This window comes from Terriglobia bacterium (genome assembly GCA_020073495.1).
Classification (GTDB): Bacteria; Acidobacteriota; Terriglobia; order Terriglobales; family Acidobacteriaceae; genus JAIQFD01.
Genome location: JAIQFD010000003.1, coordinates 482,280 through 501,342 on the forward strand (window position 1 = coordinate 482,280; position 19,063 = coordinate 501,342).

The window sequence follows — 19,063 nt, forward strand, 5'->3', positions numbered from 1 at the left end:
AATCCGATCAACAGGTGCGCAGCGCCAGCCTGGTCCGAGGTCCTTCGGCACCAAGGTGCCTCAGGATGACAGGTCGGGAGACTTTGGTGTAGTGGTCCCTTCGGCATCGCTCAGGGCAGGCTCTTCGACTCGCGCGCGGCAGGCGCGCTCGCTCAGGATGACGCCACAGAAAGTTTCTGTATGTTCGTAAACTTCTTCATACGGCGGCCGGTATTCGCGACGGTGTGTTCGCTGCTCATCATCCTGGCGGGCGCCATCGCCATCCCCACGCTGCCCATCGCGCAGTTCCCGATGCTGGCGCCGCCGCAGGTGTCGGTGTACTCGGGCTACACGGGAGCCAACGCGCAAGCGGTGGAATCGAGCGTCACCACGCTGCTGGAGCAGGCCATCAATGGCGCGGAAGGCATGCGCTACATCAGCTCGAGCAGCGGCAACGACGGCTCCAGTTCGATCACCGCCACCTTCGACCTGAACCGCAACCTCGACATCGCCGCGGTGGACGTGCAGAACCGCGCCTCCACGGCCCTGGGGCGTCTGCCGCAGGAGGTGCAGACCACCGGGCTGTACGTCAACAAGAACTCGGGATCGTTCGTGCTGGCGGTCGGGTTCTACACGCTCGATACCCGCTACGACACGTTGTTCATCAGCAACTACCTGGACGTGTACGTCAAAGACGCCCTGAAACGGGTGAAGGGCGTGGGCGATGTGATGATCTTCGGGGAGCGCAAGTACGCGATGCGCTTGTGGCTGGACCCGGTGAAGATGGCGAGCCGCAACCTGACCGCCCAAGACGTGGTGAACGCACTCCGCGAGCAGAACGTTCAGGTGGCGGCGGGGCAAGTGGGGCAGCCGCCGGTGCCGTCGGGGCAGGGGTACCAGATCAGCGTGCGCGCGGTGGGGCGGCTGAGCGTCCCGAAGGAATTCGAAGCGATCGTTTTGAAGCGCGCGCCGGACGGTTCGCTGGTGCAAGTGCGGGACGTGGGGCACGCGGAGCTGGGCGCCGAGAGCTACGATGCGAACCTGTCGTTCAACGGGCACGAGGCGATGGGCGTGGGCGTGATGCAACTCTCGAACGCGAACGCGCTGGAGGTGGACAAGGGCGTGCGCGCCGAGCTGGAAAGGCTCGCCAAGCAATTCCCGCCCGGGCTGAAGTACCAGATCGCATTCGACACCACCACGGCGGTCGGCGAATCGATCCGCGAAGTGCTGAAGACGCTGGTGGAAGCGATCCTCATCGTCATCCTGGTGATCTTCCTGTTCCTGCAAAGCTGGAGGAGCACGCTGATCCCGGCGATCACCATCCCGGTGTCGCTGGTCGGAACCTTCGCGTTCGCCAAGCTGTTCGGGTTCTCCATCAACACGCTGACGCTGTTCGGCATCACGCTGGCGACGGGGCTGGTGGTGGACGACGCCATCGTGGTGATCGAAAACGTGGAGCGGCACATCGAAGAAGGCATCCACGACGCGCGCCAGGCGACGGTGGTGGCGATGGGCGAGGTGACCGGCGCGGTGATCGCGACCTCGCTGGTGCTGATCGCGGTGTTTCTGCCGGTGTCGCTGTTCCCGGGGACGACGGGGCGGATGTACCAGCAGTTCGCGCTGACCATCGCGTTCTCCATCGCGTTATCGGCGTTCAACGCGCTGACCCTGACGCCGGCGCTGGCCGCGCTGCTGCTCAAGCACTTTCACAAGGGCCAGAACCCGATCTTCCGGGCGGTCGAGGCGCTGCTGAAGGGCGGCACGCGCAAGTACACCGGCTGGCTGCACTGGCTGGAGACACAGCGGGCGCTGGTGCTGGTGGTGTTCTTCGCCGGGCTGGCTGCGACGTACTGGATCTACAAGGTGGTGCCGACCAGCTTCGTGCCCGACGAGGACCAGGGATGGTTCATCACCGCGGTGCAGGGGCCGCCGGGGGCATCGCTGGAGTTCACCACCAACGTCTGCAACCGGGCCTCGGCGATGCTGGCGCAGAACAAGGACATCGAAGGCGTGTTTTCGGTGCCGGGGTTCAGCTTCGCGGGCGCGGCACCGAACCGCGGCCTCATCTTTTCCAGCCTGAGGACGATGGACGAGCGCAAAGGGAAAGAGCATTCGCTGGAAGCGGTGATCAATGCGGTGCGCGGACCGATGGCCGGGATCACGGAAGCATTCGTGGTGCCGTTCCAGCCGCCGCCGATCGAAGGACTCGGCGTGTACGGGGGCTTCCAGTTCCAGCTCCAGCAGACGGGCGCGGCTTCGATGGAAGACCTGCAGCAGGTCCTGAACTCCTTGGTGGGGAAGGCGAGCCAGCGTAAGGATCTGCAAGGCCTGTTCACCAGCTTCAGCGCCCAGGACCCGCAGTTCCTGGTCGAGATCGACCGGGAGAAGGCCAAGAGCCTGGGCGTGCCTTTCACCCAGATCACTTCGGCGCTGCAGGTGTACATGGGCTCGCAGTACGTGAACGATTTCGACTTTAACAACCGCTCTTACCGCGTGTACGTGCAGGCGGACAAGCAATTCCGCAGGCAACCCAAGGACCTGCGCCAGTTCTACGTCCGCTCGGACATGGGGCAGATGGTGCCGCTGGACAACGTGGTGCGGGTGAAAGAGACGACCAATCCGAGCATCATCAGCCACTACAACCTGTTCCGCACGGCGGAGATCAACGGCAGCGCCGCGCCGGGATCCAGCTCGGGGCAGGCGATCCAGGCGATGGAAGAAGTGGCCAGGCAGACCCTGCCGGTGGGTTACTCCTACGAATGGACGGGACTGGCGCAGGAGGAAAAGGAGTCGGGCGGGCAGTCGCTGGTTCTGTTCGGGCTGGGCCTGCTGGTGGTGTACCTGACGCTGTCGGCGCAGTACGAGAGCTTCGTGCTGCCGTTCATCATCCTGCTGGCGGTGCCGATGGCGATCCTGGGCGCACTGGGCGCGCAGTCGCTGCGCGGGCTACAGGACGACGTGTACTGCCAGGTAGGACTGGTGATGCTGATCGGCCTGGCCAGCAAGAACTCCATCCTGATCGTGGAATTCGCGGAGCAGTTGCAGGCCCGCGGCATGGGGCTGTTCGAGTCCGCGGTGGAGGCAGCGCGGCTGCGACTGCGGCCCATCCTGATGACCTCGGTGGCCTTCATCCTGGGCGTGCTGCCCCTGGTGTTCGCCACGGGCGCAGGGTCGGCGGGACGTCACTCGGTGGGCACCACGGTATTCGGGGGGATGATCGTGTCCACCTTCCTCAACCTGTTCATCATCCCTATCCTGTACGTGATCGTGCGCGGAATCCTGCCGGCGACGGCGCGGGAGCCAGCAGAGCCGGAGGCACAGCAGGCGGATTGAGGTTCCCGGCGCATGCCAGATGTGGCTCGTCACACGACATTGGTTTTCCTCTTGCAATTCGGGAGCCCGGAGTTATAGTGGCGCTTCTTTGCAGCGTAGCGCGTGAGCTGGTCCGGAAAACGTCCGTGGCGTAGTGCCCTCGTCGGAGCCTCCCTCCTATTTCTTTTTCTAATCGGGTCGGTGTACTGGCGCGCGCTGCACGCGCTGCACGGCGCGGAAAAACAGGTCGCAGCGGAAAAGAACTTCCGCTTCAGCGTCCGGCGGGTGGAATCCGTCTCAGCGGCGGGATTCGAGTGGATCAGCACGCCCGCAGTGTTCTCCGGAGCGGCCCGCTTCGAGGACAAGCTCTACGTCAGCGGCCCGGCGGGAATCTTCGAATACGATGCGCGGGGCGCGCTGGTGAAGCAGTACCTGGTGGGGCGCGAGCTTCCGCCATCACCCCTGGGCCAGATGGCGCGCGCAGTGCTCGCCGACGCGCGCGAGCCGGAACTGCTGATGGCCACGGAGTCGGAGGGCGTGCTGGCGTTCAATGGCCGCAGCTTCCGGCAGATCCGTCCTGAAGACGCGCAGGCGCGCGGCATCACCGCGATTCTTCCGCTTCCCTCCGGTCGCCTGCTCATGGGCACGCAGAAAAAAGGAGTGCTCGTCTATGACGGGCATGCCATCACCGTACTGCACCCGACACTGGCCAACCTTCAGGTCACCGCGCTCGCCGGCAACGAGACCGATCTCTGGGTGGGGACGCGCGACCGCGGCGTGCTGCGCTTCCATGCGGGGCAGACGGACACGTTCGGCGAGACCGAAGGCCTGCCCGATGCGCAGGTGCACTCCATCGCCATCGCGGGGGAGAGCGTGTATGTGGGGACGTCGGTGGGCGTGGCGGAGTTTCGCGACGGCAAGCAACAGCGCGTGCTGGCGAAGGGCGCGTTCGCGCGCGCGCTCCTGCCCCAGGGCAAGACCCTGCTGGTCGGCACCATGGATGAAGGAATCGCCGAAGTGCCGCTGGAGCGTTCGCGTGTGACTTCGCCGCGGGTGCACGCGTTTCGGGACGCAGGCGAGACGCAACAACTCTTCGAGACCGAGGGCGCGGTGTACGCCCTGGCCCGCGACGGCCTGTTCGAGCTCGGGCAGGGAATCGGGTGGAAGCGTGTGCTCTCGCGCGAGGGCGCGCTGCTGTCGGATCGCAATATCTCGGCGCTGGCGGTGGACGGCCGGGGACGGCTGTGGGTGGGGTACTTCGACCGCGGGCTCGACATCGTGACCGACTCCGCGAGCTCGCGCCCGGTGCACGTCGAGGACGAGCGCGTGTTCTGCGTGAACCGCATCCTGCCGCAGAGCGGGCGCGAGGAAACCTACGTGGCGACGGCGAACGGGCTGGTGCTGTTCGACGCCGGCGGGAACGAGCAGCAGGTGCTGAAGCGCGGCGATGGGCTGATCGCCGACCACGTCACCGACGTGGTGCCGTATCACGGCGGGATGGCGGTGGCGACGCCCGCGGGGCTGACCTTCCTCGACGGCGCGGGGGCGCGCAGCCTGTACGCTTTCCATGGCCTGGTGAACAACCACGTGTACGCGCTGGGAGTGTTCGGAGACCGGCTGCTGGCGGGCACGCTGGGCGGGCTGTCCGTGCTGGACGACGAAAAGATCGTGGGCAGCTACACCACGGCGACCTCGGAGCTGAAGGCGAATTGGATCACGGCGGTGATCCCCCTGGGCAATGGATGGATCGTGGGCACGTACGGCGCGGGGATCGTGAAGCTGGATGCAACCGGGCACTTCCAGCCGTTCGAGGTGGCGACGGACAAGTTCGAAGTCAATCCTAACGCCCTGCTGGCGACAGCGAAGCACGTGTTCGCGGGCACGCTGGGCCACGGACTGTATGTCTATGACCGCGAGTCGCAGCGGTGGACGGTGGTGCGCGACGGCTTGCCGTCGGAGAACGTCACCGCGCTGGCGGCCAGCGGCGGATACGTGTACATGGGGACCGACAACGGGCTGGTGCGGATCGCGGAGCAGAACTTCCGATGAAACGCCTTCTTATCTTCCTTCTATTGCTGATGCCGGCGGCGTGCTGGGGCGATGCGGGGGTGCTGATCCCGCGCGACAAGGCGCAGCCGGACCCGCAGGTGCTTTCCCTGGAAGAGATGGAGATCACGGTGCGCATCGACAACGGTGACGCGCGCGTGTTCGTCCGCCAGATCTTTTCCAACCACACCGGCGGGATCCAGGAGGGCAACTATGTTTTTGCGCTGCCCAGCCGGGCGACGGTTTCGGATTTCGCCACCTGGGACGGGCCGACACGCCTACCGGCGGTCATCCTGGAGCGCAAGCGGGCGGAAGAGATCTACAACCAGCTCAAGCAGCAGTACATCGATCCCGGGCTGCTGCAACAGGGAGAACGCGGCGCGGAAGAAGCGCGGCGCAGCGCCGTCTTCAGCGCCAAGATCACGCCCATCCCGGCGTGGGGCACCAAGCGAATGGAGATCGAATACCACGAGAGCATCCCGGTGGAGAACCTGCGCTCGTACTTCGCCATCCCGCTGCGGCCGGACGCTTACCAGGCACAAACCGCCGAGCACCTGTGGATCCACTTCGAGCTCAATTCGGCGCACGGCATCCGCGGCTTTCAGGTCGGAGGGAAAACCTTCCCGCTCAAGCTGAGCGAGAACTCCGAACACGCAGTCAAGGGCGAATTTGAGGCCCGCAAGATCGCGCTGACCGAGGACTTCAGCGTGCAGTGGCAGCTCGATCCCGCGAACGCCGACACACTGAAAGTCCTGACCTACCGCAACCCGGTGAGCGGGCAGCCGTCGCCGGACGAGATGGCGCCGGTGCGCTCCACCAACGAGCCGGGATTCTTTGAGGCGGAGGCGCTGATCGGGACCGGGGGCAGGGAGCGGGAGGCAGGGGGCAGCGGACAGGATGCCGCGAAGTCGGTGATCTTGCTCTTCGACAACTCGCTGTCCATGCAGTGGGAGAAGCTGGAGCGCAGCTACGAGGCGATGGAGAAGATCCTGCGCGGGCTGCGGCCCAGCGACCGCTTCAACGTCATCCTCTTTAATACACAGATCCAGACCTTCCAGCCGGCGCCGGTGGCGGCCGAAGCGGCCACGGTCGGGCGCGCGCTCGAATTCGTGAAGGTGAGCCGGCTGCGCGGCGGCACCGATCTGCAAAAAGCGCTGGAGACCGGACTGGCGCAGGCCGTGCTGGCGGGAAACAGCGCGTACCTGGTGCTGCTCAGCGACGGCGGCGCGGACCGCGGGATCATCAACAGCGGGAAGCTCTCCGGCTGGTATGGCCAGCAGTGGAAGAAGCTTTCCGAGGTGCAACGGCCGCGCACGTACATCCTGGGAGTGGGCGACGACGCCAACTTGCCTCTGCTGCGCATGCTGGCGCGCAACGATGGCGTGCTGGAGAACGTTCTCTCCACCGAACCCACGGAATTCAAGCTCAACGCGTTCATCTCGAAGATCGGACGGAGCCCGGTGGGACAGTTGCGGCTGGAGGTTGCGCCGCAGGCCGCGGTGCAGATGGTGTACCCGTTACAGGACACGGCGTTTTCGGGCGCGATGGCATCGTGGGTTGGGCAGTACAAGGAGCCGCAGCGCGGAGTCGCGTTCGCGGCGCGCGGCGTGCGCGACGGTGTCGCGCTCGACATGAAGCAGGCGGCGGACCTGCCGGCCGAGTCGAGTGAGCATCCGCAGCTGCCGCGTCTGTGGGCGCGGGCGCGCGTCGATGCGCTGCTGGAGAAGATCGAGAAGGAAGGCGAAGACCGCGCGACGGTGGATGAGATCATCCGGCTGGCGCGCAAGTACAAGTTTGTGACGCCTTACACCTCGTTCCTGGCGGTGCCGCGCGCGCTGCTGCGACCGCGGGTCATCCGGCCGGGCGACCCGGTGCTGAGGGTCAAGACCGACCCCTCCATCGTCTCGGTGATCGCGCTGTTCCCCTTCGGGCTGGTGAAGAAGCTGCGTTACCTGACGGACGAGGACATCTGGCAGACACGCTTCCTCGCGCCCGACGACATGCAGGACGGGACCTACGCGGTGCGGCTGATCCTGCGCGACCGCGGCGGCAACACCTATCGCGAGCAGAAGACATTCGTCATCGCCAGCACGCCGCCGGTGATCAAGGTACGGCTCGACAAAAAGAAGTTCCGACGAGGCGAGACGATGGCGCTGAAGGTGAGCGCGTCGCAGAGCACGCGCACGCTGGTGGCGCGGCTGGAGGGCGCGGCGCCGGTCGCGCTCCGCTGGAACCAGCAGGCAGGCGCGAACACGGGCGATCTGGTCGTCCCCGAGCAGTTGGCGGCGGGGACCTACCGCTTGACGGTGACCGCCGAGGACATCGCTCACAACACCGGCACGCAGGAGGTGCAGATTGAAGTGCTTCCGTAGCGTGATGACAGAGTTCGTCGAGAGAGTAGGGATCCTTCGACTCGCGCGCAAAGACTGCGCGCTCGCTCGGGATGACACCATCAATTTGGCGCGCGGGCGGACGATCCTCGTGGCGCTCGCGATCACACTCGGGTTCGTGATCGCGGCCAGCGGCGCGCTGCCCGACTGGGTGATCAACATCGAGGCGAAGACTGCGGTCGAGAATGCATTCTTCCGCCTGATGGCGATGCCCGGCGGAGCGGTGCTGGGACGGCGTCCGCCGTCCGAGACCCGGCCCGCACTCGCCGACCTGATCAAGAGCCAGCCGAACAAAGCGGAGCTTTACTCGCTGCGCGCGCTGGAGGACGAGCAGGCGCTGGACTTCGACTCTGCCGAGGCCGCCTGGAAGCAGTACGCGCAGAAGGCGCAGGACAAGGGCGCCGCGAACCTGACGCTGGCGGATTTTTATCACCGGCGGGTCCGCCCCGCGGACGAGATCCGGACGCTGGCTGTGGTGGGACAGATGCCCGCGCCGGCCAGCGAATCGCTGACGCCGACCGCGCAGCAGAGGTCGTGGAAAGCGTTCGAGCGCAGCCTCCAGGTGGCGCAGACACATGCCCTGCCCAAGGACGTGAGCGCGGCGCAGTACAAGGGGTGGATGGCGCGCTATCCGCAGGAACGGTCCGTTTTCATCCGCTATTTCCAGTTCCTGCTCGAGCAAAAGGACGGGCCCGGCGCGCAGCAGGCGATCGCGGAATATCAGAAGGCTTTTCCCGACGACACCGTCTTTCCGGTCAAGGCGAAGGCGCTGCTGAATTACAAGGAAGGCTCGGTCGAGCAGGGGCTCGCGGTATACGACCAGGCATTCCAGCCGCTGTGGCCAGCGGAGCTGGTGCAGAACTTTTTCGAGTTGCTCAAGGAGACGCGCAGCACGCGCAAGTACGGGGACAAGTGGCGCGCGCAGCTGGACGCCGATCCCGACGACATCAACGCGCTGGCGCGGATCTTCTTCTACTACCAGCAGCAGGGGAAGCTGGATGTGGCGCAGCGGACCATCGACGAGTACCGGCTGCGCAAGGAAGAGCGCAAAGGAAAGTGGTCGGCGGACGAGCTGTACACGCTGGCGCGCCTGCTGGAGCAGGTCCACGCCTACACCGAAGCTTCGCGTTACTACTACGCGCTGTACAACGCGCAGGGGCCGGACGCGCAGGAGAAGGCGCTGGCCGGGCTCACGTCCATCCTGCTGACGGCGCCGGAGCAGCCGCTGCGCCTGGGCGCGGGCGAGATCTCCATCTACCAGGACATCGCCACGCTCGACCAGGGGCCGGGGTTCCTGAATGGCATCCTGTCGCTGATCCTTAACACCACCAACCCGGCGTACAAATTCTCGCAGGAAGAGCAGCGCGCGGTGCCGTACTTTCATCGCGCCAAGGCGGCGGAGCTGCTGGTGCGATTCGACCAGGCGTACCCGGCGTCGAAGCGGCGGCCCGAGCTGCACGCTCAGTTGATCGAGATGTACGCGAACTACGGCGCCAGCGAAGCGGTGATCCGCGAGGGCAAGCAGTTTCTGGGGGATTTCGCTGACGCGCCGCAGCGCACGCAGGTCGCGCTGCTGATGGCCGACGCGTACTCGCGCACGACCCAGACCAAGGAAGAGTTCGCCATCTACGACGCAGTCCTGCTGGAACTGGCGAAACGCGCTCAGCAGGTCCCGCTGGGCGCGGCTACGGCTGAGAGAGTCTACGAGGGAATGCCTGCGGAGCAGCCGGGAGCCGTCGAAGAACAGGGGCTTCCGGCAGGCGAAGCCGCGGAGTGCGAGGAAGGCTGCGAGCAGGGGCAGGCGCCCGCACGCATCCCCAAGAAGCCTAGACAAAAGGCGTTCGCGGTCGGAGAGAACGCTACGGAAGCGCAGGGCGGGCCGCGCTCGCCGGAGTATGCGCGCGTCCTCGAACGTTACATCGGACGCCTGGTCGCCGAGAAGCAGGTGCCGCAGGCGCTCGCGATCCTTCGTCGCGAGATCGACCGCAATCCCAACGATCCCGGGCTGTACGAGCGGCTGGCGGCATTCCTGCAACAGAACCAGATCGGCGCCGAGACCGAGCAGGTGTACAAACGCGCCATCCAGCAGTTCCAGGACCGCTCCTGGTATCACAAACTGGCCCGCTGGTACCTGGCGCAGAAGCGCAAGTCAGACTTTGAGCAGCTCAGCTCGGAAGTGGTGCGGATCTTCGCCGGCACCGATCTGCAATCGTATTTCGAGAGCGTGGTCCGCGAGGCCGATTTCCAGGTCGGCCCGCAGATGTACCTCAAGCTCAATCAGTACGCCCACCAGCGCTTCCCCCACAACCTGACGTTCGTGCGCAACCTGCTCAACGCGTACTCGCGGAAGGAGACGCGCGATGCCGCTGCCCACGAGCGTTTGCTCCGCGAGCACTGGATGGAGGCCGACGACCTGCGCAACTGGTTCTTCCGGTTGCTCTCCGGAGCGAAGCTCGAGAATGAACTGCAGCAGGCCGAAAAAGACCTAAACGTCGCGGGCGGCAAGTGGGACGACGCGGCCAAAACCAATCCAGTTGAGACGCGGTTCGTCGCCGAGGCCGAGCTGTGGCGCTCCCACTTCGAAGACGCCGCCGCGCCGCTGGGCGCGATCGCACGCGTCTTCCCGGCGGATTTCGAGATGGGGCGGCGGGCCTCGTCGGTATATCGCTCGCTGGCGTATTTCGATGCGCGCAATACCGACCTCGCGATCGAGGTCGAGCAGAACATGCTGAAAGCTGACCCCGGAAATCGCGACACACTGGCGCGCATCGGAGACATCTACGCCGACCGCGAGCTGTTCGCGAAAGCGGCGCCGTACTGGAACAGGATGCCGGAGCTCGAGCCCGGCAACCAGGGAGGCTATCTCGATGCCGCGACCATCTTCTGGGACTACTTCGATTTCGACAACGCGCTGCGCCTGCTGAATGACGGGCGGACGAAGCTCGGCCGTCCCGGGATGTACGCCTACGAAGAGGGCGCGATCTACGAAGGCAAGCGCGAGTACCCGCAGGCCATCGCGGAATACATGAAGGGAGCGCTGGCGCAGGAAGGCTACTCGCCGGCGCAGAACCGCCTGCTGCAACTGGCCACGCGGCCCAAGTATCGCGACCTGGTGGAAGAGGCGACAGTCAAACCCACCACGCCGGTCAATCCGCCCACCGAAGCCATCAACCTCCGCATTGCGGTGCTCGAAGCGCAAGCGCGCAAGGACGATCTGGAAAAGTTCCTCATGGGGCTGGTCGAGCGCGCCACCGCGCTCGAGCTGGTGGAAAACGTCGAGACGCTGGCGCAACAGAAATCGCTGGAGTCGGTGCGGCAGCGGGCGCTGGAGCGGCAGGCGGAGCTGACTACCGATCCCATCCGGCGCTTGGAGCTGCGCTACGCGCTGGTGCGCTTCTACGAAGGCAAGAAGGACTTTGCGGCGGCGCAGCGTAACGTCGAGGCGCTCTACAGCGAGCATCCGAAGATCCTGGGCGTGGTGCGCGCGACCGTGGACTTTTTCTGGCGCATGAAGCAGCAGCAGCGCGCCATCGACGTGCTGGTGCAGGCGTCGAAAGACGCGTATCCCGATCTCGCCAAGCGCTTCCGCTTCGAGGCAGCGCGCAAGATGACGGAGGCCGGTCAGTACGAGCAGGCGCGGCAGATCATCGTGCCGCTCATGGATGCGGAGCCGTACAACAGCGAATACCTGGCCGCCATGGCCGACACCTTCGCCCGCGCCAGCGACGACCAGGGCTTGAAGAAGTTCTACCTGGAGAAGATCACCTTCTTCCAGAATGCGCCCATCGAGGCGGGCTTCAAGACCGGCCAGATCGCCGGGTTGCGGCGCGCGCTGATCCCGGCGCTCACGCGGCTCAAGGACTACACCGGCGCCGTGGACCAGTACATGCTGATCATCAACAACTATCCCGAGGACGAGGGACTGGTCACGGAGGCGGCGTTCTACGCCGGCCGCTACGACCTGAAGCAGCGGCTGCTCGATTTCTACGCCAGGACGGTCCAGCAATCGCCGCGCGACGTCCGCTGGGCGGTGGTGCTGGCGCGTCTCCAGGCCAACTTCGAGGACTACCCGGCGGCCATCGATGCGTACACAAAAGCCGTCGCTGTCCGTCCCGACCGCACCGATCTGCGCACCGCGCGCGCCGGTCTACTGGAGCGGCTGATGCGCTTCGACGAGGCCGCGAGCGATTACGAGAAGCTCTACGAACTCCAGTACAAAGACCCGAAGTGGATGGAGAAGATCGCCGAGGTGCGGGCGCGCCAGGGCAAGACCGCCGAGGTGGTTCAGGCGCTGGAGCTGGCGCTGATCGAGGGCCGTCCCGAGCAGGCGCAGAATTACTTCAACGTCGCCGAGCGGCTGGAACGTTGGGGCATGCTGGCGCAGGCGCGCGACTTCGCCGACCAGGGCATGAAAGCCTCGGGCGACAGCGTGCTCGGCGAGTATCAGAACCACAGTGGAGCCCAGTTGTGGATCCGCATCCTCACCCGCCAGCGCAAGCAGGACGAAGCATGGAAGCGGCTGGACGGCATCGTGCGCTCGGTTTCGGCGGGCGTGGACGCGGTCCTGGCCAAGCCGGCCATCCCGAACTCCGACGAAGATGCGTTGAAGCGGGCGACGGAAACCACCCGCCGCAATGCCGCGCGCGCCGGCATGGCCGCAAGCCTGCGCGAGATGGGCGTCACCATCGAGAAATACTTCGCGCCGGAAGAGCGCGAGCAGTTCGCCACCTATCTGGCCCAGAAGCGCACGGGCACGAACTCGCAAGACCTTAACGACTTCCTGGTCGCCGCGGCGCAAGCGGCGGGGATCCCCGAGCTGGAAGCGCGCTGGCGCTACGAACTGATGCAGGCCGCCCCGGATGTCGCGCAGGGGCACATGATGCGCGTGTCGGAACTCCAAGCCAAGCGTCTCAAGTTCAAAGAACTGGGCATCTTCATAGAGAGCATGGCGGCGAGAGTGCCTCAATTCAAGCGTGGCATGTACACCCAGAAAGCCGTCGAGGCCTATCGCGCGGGCGAAGACTGGCAAGCCGAGCTGCGTGTCCTCACCGCGATGCACTCGCAAAACGCCCTGGGCGGGAATGTCCAGCGGTACTACGAGCTGTTGCTGGCGCATGATCCGCAGACGCTGGTTGCGCTGGCCGCCAAAGCGAATCCGGGCGAGCGCGACGCGAGCGCCAACTACATCGTCGCCAACGGCGACTCGCGTACGGCACAACTGGCCGTGGGAGCGCGCGGACAGGGGCTGCCATCGGTCTGGGTCCGCGCTTATCTTGGGCTGGTCGGCCTCTACTTCCGGGATGCGTCTCCCAATGTGGATACGGCGTTCCGCTCCGCCCTGGGTGAATCCACCATCGGCGAACGGCTGGGCAAGCCCGTGGACCGCACGCAGCAGCTCGCCGGCGACATCTGGTTCTATTTCGGAGGACGCTACGGCGAGTACCTAGGAAGCGTCACCAGAAAAGAGAACGCGGAAGACTACCTGCCGGCTTCGCTGGAGCAGACGCCCGGCCGCTCGGCGGCCTACGAAACGCTCGCCGAGTATTACAACGAAGCGGGCGACGCGCCGCGGGCCATCGCCGATTACCGCCACGCACTGGAGCTGGGCGGGGAGCGCGCCGACATCCACGACAAGCTGGCGGTCATTCACTGGAAACAGAACAATCGCGCGGAGGCGAAGGCGCAGTGGCGCGAGTCGCTGGCCATCCTCACTCGCCAGGTCAAACGCCGCCAGGTGCCGGAGACCTTCTGGCGGGACTTCGGCAGCGTGATGGAGCATCTGGGCTCGCGCAAGATCTTCGGGGAGTTCCGCGCCGACGTGGACGCGGTGCTGCGCGCCTACCTCGGCAAGAACGGCACGTGGCGCAACTCGGCGCTCCTGCGCGACGCCTACAAGGCTCTGGGGAACGATGCGGCCGGCGTCGCGTGGCTGCTCGATCTCGCATCGGTGGCGCCCAATCCCACTGCCGTCGTGACTGAATTTGTCAACGATCGTTGGATTCCCGCAACATACAAGGAGCCGATCTACCAGCGTGTTCTGCGATACAAACAGGATGCCCTCTCGCGCTCGCAGGGTCTAGAACACGACTACGCACAGCAGGAAGCGTTCCATTGGCGTTACCTGTGGATCTCATATCTCATCGACCTGAAGCAGTACGACCGCGCAAATCGCGAGCTAGAGCAAATTACAAAGTCCGAGGAAGCCGGACACAACGTCGAGTGGTTGCGCCTAGAAGTGGCGTCTGCACTTGGCACGCTAGATGCTCGTCTCAATGAGTACCGAGCCGATCCCGAACTTGCGCCTCCGTTGGACACCCTGAGGCAGGTCGCCAGCAAACTTCAGGACAAGAAGGACAAGGCCTCCGCCCGGAAGATCCTCGAATACGTCTTTACTCGCGAGATCCAGGAACACACTCTGACCTCCGCCAACCTGCTTGGACTGGCGGAGATCCGCCTGGACTCCGGCGACATCAAGGGGGCGCTCGACCTTCTGCATCGCGCTACGCTGGTCATCGGGCAGCCATTCGAGAACCTGGACGCGGCGGCGTCGCTGCTGATCAAGACCGGGCATCCGGCCGAAGCGACGGAGTTCCTGGAGGCGCTGGTCAAGGCCCAGCCGTGGAACGCCGATGCGCGCGTCAGGCTGGCGCAGGCGCAGATCAAGGCCAACAAGGACGCCGTCGGCGCGCGCGCGGCGCTGGTTGCCATCGCGCGCAGTCCGATGGAGATGCCGTACGCCACGCGGCTGGCAGCTGCCGCCGCCGCGGCGCCGAGCACGGAGCGGATCTGGGGCTCGAACGAGCTGCGCATCATCGGCTCGGGTGCGCCGGTGAGCGCGGCCGATGCCAGCCACGCATTCTTCTACGAGGCGCGGCTCAAGGCGGCTAAGGAGACGACGTCGCTAGCGGTTCGCATGCAGCTCTTGCGCGCGGCCGTCGAAGATTTCCCCAACCGCGATGCGGCCCGCATCCCCTTGTTCCGCGCGGCGCTCGAGGCAAAGCAGGACCAGCTCGCCATCGCGGCGTTGAGTCCCGTGATGGAGAACGTTTACTCGCTCCTCGCGGCCAGGAACAGGGCTGAAGCCCAGGAGGAAGACGAAACCTCGGGTGCGCCGTCCACCTACTACGAATTCACTCTGGGGAAAATTCCGGTAAGCGGGCGTGCCTCCATTGCGGCGGGGATCGGGTCCGCCATGGATGCGCTGAACCGCTGGCCGGAGGCCATGCGGTTCCTGAGCGCTGCGGTCCGACTGGAGAGCGCGCCGGAAAAGAAGGCCGCGCTCCAAAAGCAGATTGCCGACCTGCGCGCGCGCATGCGGCGTCACGCGCAGAACGAAGCGCGCCGGCCGATGATCCATCCTGCTCTCGAGCAGGACCGCGTGGTGCGGCCCATGGTGGCGGCTCGAGCCGCTCCGCCCGGACCCGTAGCCCCGATAGCAAGGAGGACGCCATGAAACGCGTGCTGAGATCTGCTGCCATCATTGCGGTGGCCGTGGGCGCGTGGGCCGCGTACCAGGCGGTCGCGTCTGCGCCCAAGCCGCTGGTGAAGCTCATGCCGCCGGGTGCGCTCCTCTACCTGGAGGCCAAGGACTTCGGCGGGCTGCTGGCGGAGTGGACCGCCTCGCCGCAGAAGGCCTCGTGGCTGAAGAGCGACAACTACTCCGTCTTCGCGCGCTCGCGTCTGTTCTTGCGCCTGGAAGAAGCGCAGAAGCAGTTCACGGTCGCGGCAGGGCTGCCGCCGGACATGAAGTTCGCCACCGAGGTCGCGGGGCAGCAGAGCGCGCTTGCCATCTACGACATCGGCAAGCTGGAGTTCGTCTACGTGACGCGCATGCCCTCGGCGAAATCCATGCAGACGGCCATCTGGCAATTGCGCACGAAGTTCGAGCCGCGCAGCGTCGGCGGAGCGAACTTCTACGTGCGCACCGACCCCGAATCGAAGCGCGTGGTGGGTTTCGGGGCGACCGACGACTACCTTGTGCTGGGCACTCGCGAGGACCTGATCGCGGGCGCAGTAGCGCTGGTCTCGGGCCAGGCGGGACGTACGCTCGCCGAGTCCGACTGGTACGCAAAGTCGGTCGCTGCCGGCCCCAAGCAGGCGGGTGACCTGCGCATGGTGCTCAACCTGGCGGAGATCGCGCAGACGCCGCAGTTCCGCTCTTACTGGATCCAGCAGAACATTACCGAGACGCGGCAGTACTGGGCCGGCATCGTGGACTTGTACCGCTCCGCCGACGAGTATCGCGAAGAGCGCGTGCTGCTTCGCGGCGGGGATCAGGAGGCCGAGGGCGAGGGCGGGGAAGAGCTGCCGCACGGCGCGGTCACCGCTGAGGGAACGAAGGCCGTCGCCGACCTGGTGAAGCTCGTGCCCGACGGCGCCGGAATCTATCGCGCTCTGGCGAACCCGACGCCCAAGGAAGCGCTGCGGCTGGTGCTCACCAAGGTCCTGACACCGCACATCGGGCCGGCGCCGGTGACGAAACTCGCGCCGCAGGTGACGCTCACCTCGGGCGAGACGGGAAGCGAGTCCGACCTGGAGACGCGCATCGACCAGCAGCCGGTCTCGCGCTACACCAGCGAGCGCGCCACCGACGAGCTGGAAGGCGCGCTGGGACAGGCCGCGCCGCAGGCTGTGCTCCAGGTGGAATCCACGCAGCGCGCGCCCGATGGCGTTTTCATCGGCTCGCGGACAGTGCTGGTGTTCGTCGGCGCGGCGGACTGGAACGGCGATGCCATGCGCAGCGCCATGCAAGCTGCGATCCGTCCCGGGTTGACCGCCGGCCAGCTGGGCGCGGAGTGGCGCGCGGTTGGTCCGGCGTACGAACTGGACGGTCTCATGCCGGTGGCGATGGCGGTCCAGGGAAGGTATCTCTTCCTTTCCGACGATCGGCAGGCTCTCGATGCCGTGATGTCGCGCAGCGCGGCGGTTTCGAAAGCACGTCCGGCGGTCTATCTCGCGGGCTTCAGCCACAGCGGCGAGCGGGAAAACTTCCTGCGTCTGACCGGGCTGATCGACCGAGCCGCGCCGGTCGAGAGCGCTGCGGAGAGGCGTTTCCGTGAAGGCATGGTGCCCGCGCCGGAAGGAGATCAGGCCGCGCCGCGGGAACCCGAGTTCTTCTCTGAGAACGTCGCCAGCCTGAGTGCGGCATTGAAGGACGTGAAGTCGCAGTCGATCGTGGTGCGGCAGTCGGGCAACAAGGTGCGCCAGACCGTCACCTACGTGTGGGCGAAATGAAGCGCGCCGTGCTGTTGGCGCTGGCGCTGCTTCTGGCCTTGCCTGCCAGCGGCGGTGTGCCCGAGACGGAGCAGCCGTCACTGTTCGCGCAGGCGGCTTCGGCCATGCTGCGCCGCGACTTCGCCGATCCCGCCATCTCTTATCTTTTATTAGACGCGCATAGCGGGCGCGTGCTGGCCGCGCGCTGGAACGACCCGGAAACTCCCATCCCGGTCGGATCGCTGGTCAAGCCTTTCACCGCCATGGCCTATGCCAGCTCTCACGGTTTTCGCTTCCCGGAGCACGATTGCGCGGGCGGGCGCATGTGCTGGCTGCCGCGTGGCCACGGGCATCTCGACCTCGCGCACGCCGTCGCCTATTCCTGCAATTCCTACTTTCGCGAGCTGGCGGCGGAAGTGAGTGGCGCGCAGAGCGAGACCGTTTTCCGCAGCTTCGGGCTCGAGGCTCCGCCGTCGGGCGCCACGCCGGAGCAACTGGTCGGCCTGGACGACTCCTGGCGCATCGCACCTCTGCACCTGGCGCGGGCGTACCTGGAGCTGGCGCGCCGTCCGTGGGATCCGGGGGTGCGCGAGGTGCTGGCCGGGATGGCGGAATCGGCACGCGTGGGGACCGGGCAGGGAGTCGGGCGCGGACTGCACTCGGGACCCGCCCTGGCCAAGACCGGCACGGCGACCTGCACGCACGGTGGAGCGCCGGGGGATGGATTCGTGGTCGCGCTGCTGCCCGCCGACGCGCCGACGCTGTTGCTGATGGTCCGCGTCCACGGCGTGCCAGGATCGCACGCGGCAGTCACTGCGGGGCGGATGCTGCGCCGCCTGGAAGGGCAGACTGGATTCAAGAATGAATAAGTCGCGGCTCATCGCCGCCGTTTTGTTGCTGGGCGGCATCGCCGGCGCGCAGAGTGTCCGCATCGGCGTCTTCGGGCTGTTCCATGCCAAAGAACTGACGGTCGCTCCGGCTCCGAATGCCGCCCTCGTCCTCGAGGTTGGCGGCGAAAGTGTCGCGCTCGAAAACCGGGCTGCGCGCCTGCGGATCTCCACCAGCAGGATCGAGGTCGCGGCGGGTTCGCGCTCCTGGCAGGGCCAACGCGTGCTGGTCCATGCGCGGGACGGCGGCGCCTCCGACATCGTGCTCAGCGTTCCCGGGAAGATCCGCCGGCAGTATCACGGCGTGCTGGAGATCGTACCCGGCAGCGGCGAGCTGGTGCCGGTGGTCAGAATGGAGATGGAGTTGGCGGTGGCGTCGGCGGTGGCGGCAGAAAGCCCGCCCGGAGCGCTCCTCGAGGCCCTGAAAGCGCAGGCGGTCGCGACCCGGTCGTTCTATGTCGCCCATGCAAACGCCCACAGTATCTTTGATTTCTGCGACAGCACCCACTGCCAGTTCCTGCGCCAGCCGCCGCCGGAGAATTCGCTCGTCGCGCCCGCGGTGCGGGAGACGCACGGCATTGTGCTGACCTATCGCGGGGCGGCCTTCGCCGCCATGTTCGCCTCCTCCTGCGGCGGGCGGACCAGGTCGCTCGCGGAACTGGGCCTGCCGCTGCGCGACTATCCCTATTTCGCGGTCGAGTGCCCGTATTGCCGCAGCCATGCCGAAACCTGGACGCGCGAGCTTCCGGTTCGTGTAGAGGGTGAGCGCGGCCGGTTGGAAGTAGCGCGCCAGCGCGGCTGGAGCGCGCTGCCCAGCAACAGTTACCGGCTCCGCGAGCAAGGCGGCGTGCTGATCGCCGATGGGTCAGGGCAGGGACACGGCCTGGGGCTCTGCCAGAAGGGCGCCGCCGCCATGGCCCGTGACGGCAAGACCTTCCGGGAGATCCTGGACCACTACTACCCCAACACCGTGGTCACGGCCGCGGCCCTCGCCTCGCGTTAGGCCGCAGTTGGCTTTTCCCCCGGCCGGAGCTACACTTTCCGGTCCCTCCGGGGACCCGTTCACATACCCGTTCTTCCCTCATCCTAGCGGACCTTCCGGGGGAAGGGGCGCCGGACGGCAACCGGGGGAGAGGGCCAACGCTCACCGAGCCCTGTGATATGAATCACAGATTCATGTGCCGGGGGCCAGCAGAATCAGTCTGGCGTGGCCTAGCCCGCCGTGTCCTAATCTTT

The 19,063-nt window shown here is 66.1% G+C and carries 7 protein-coding genes; all 7 read left to right on the plus strand.

Annotated features, from left to right (window positions below; all coding sequences use genetic code 11):
• Positions 1 to 180: 180 nt before the first annotated feature.
• The 7 genes from LAN37_09505 to LAN37_09535 all read left to right on the plus strand — a co-directional run bounded on the left by LAN37_09505 (position 181) and on the right by LAN37_09535 (position 18,830).
• Positions 181 to 3,312, plus strand: a complete 3,132-nt coding sequence (locus LAN37_09505; protein MBZ5647444.1) for a multidrug efflux RND transporter permease subunit — start codon at positions 181 to 183, stop codon at positions 3,310 to 3,312.
• Positions 3,313 to 3,492: 180 nt separating this feature from the next.
• Entirely contained in the window at positions 3,493 to 5,340 is a 1,848-nt protein-coding gene (locus tag LAN37_09510; GenBank protein ID MBZ5647445.1) for a hypothetical protein, read from the plus strand.
• Positions 5,337 to 7,709, plus strand: a complete 2,373-nt coding sequence (locus LAN37_09515; GenBank protein MBZ5647446.1) for a VWA domain-containing protein — start codon at positions 5,337 to 5,339, stop codon at positions 7,707 to 7,709. The genes LAN37_09510 and LAN37_09515 overlap by 4 nt, the downstream gene beginning before the upstream one ends.
• 109 nt (positions 7,710 to 7,818) lie before the next feature.
• Positions 7,819 to 15,180, plus strand: coding sequence for a hypothetical protein (locus tag LAN37_09520; protein ID MBZ5647447.1), 7,362 nt, complete (start codon positions 7,819 to 7,821; stop codon positions 15,178 to 15,180).
• Complete coding sequence (locus LAN37_09525; GenBank protein ID MBZ5647448.1) at positions 15,177 to 16,961, plus strand: hypothetical protein; 1,785 nt, start codon at positions 15,177 to 15,179, stop codon at positions 16,959 to 16,961. The genes LAN37_09520 and LAN37_09525 overlap by 4 nt, the downstream gene beginning before the upstream one ends.
• Positions 16,958 to 17,809 (plus strand): hypothetical protein, encoded by an 852-nt coding sequence (locus LAN37_09530; GenBank protein MBZ5647449.1) that lies wholly within the window; start codon positions 16,958 to 16,960, stop codon positions 17,807 to 17,809. The genes LAN37_09525 and LAN37_09530 overlap by 4 nt, the downstream gene beginning before the upstream one ends.
• Positions 17,802 to 18,830 (plus strand): hypothetical protein, encoded by a 1,029-nt coding sequence (locus LAN37_09535; GenBank protein ID MBZ5647450.1) that lies wholly within the window; start codon positions 17,802 to 17,804, stop codon positions 18,828 to 18,830. Before LAN37_09530 ends, LAN37_09535 begins: the two co-directional genes overlap by 8 nt.
• Positions 18,831 to 19,063 lie beyond the last annotated feature (233 nt).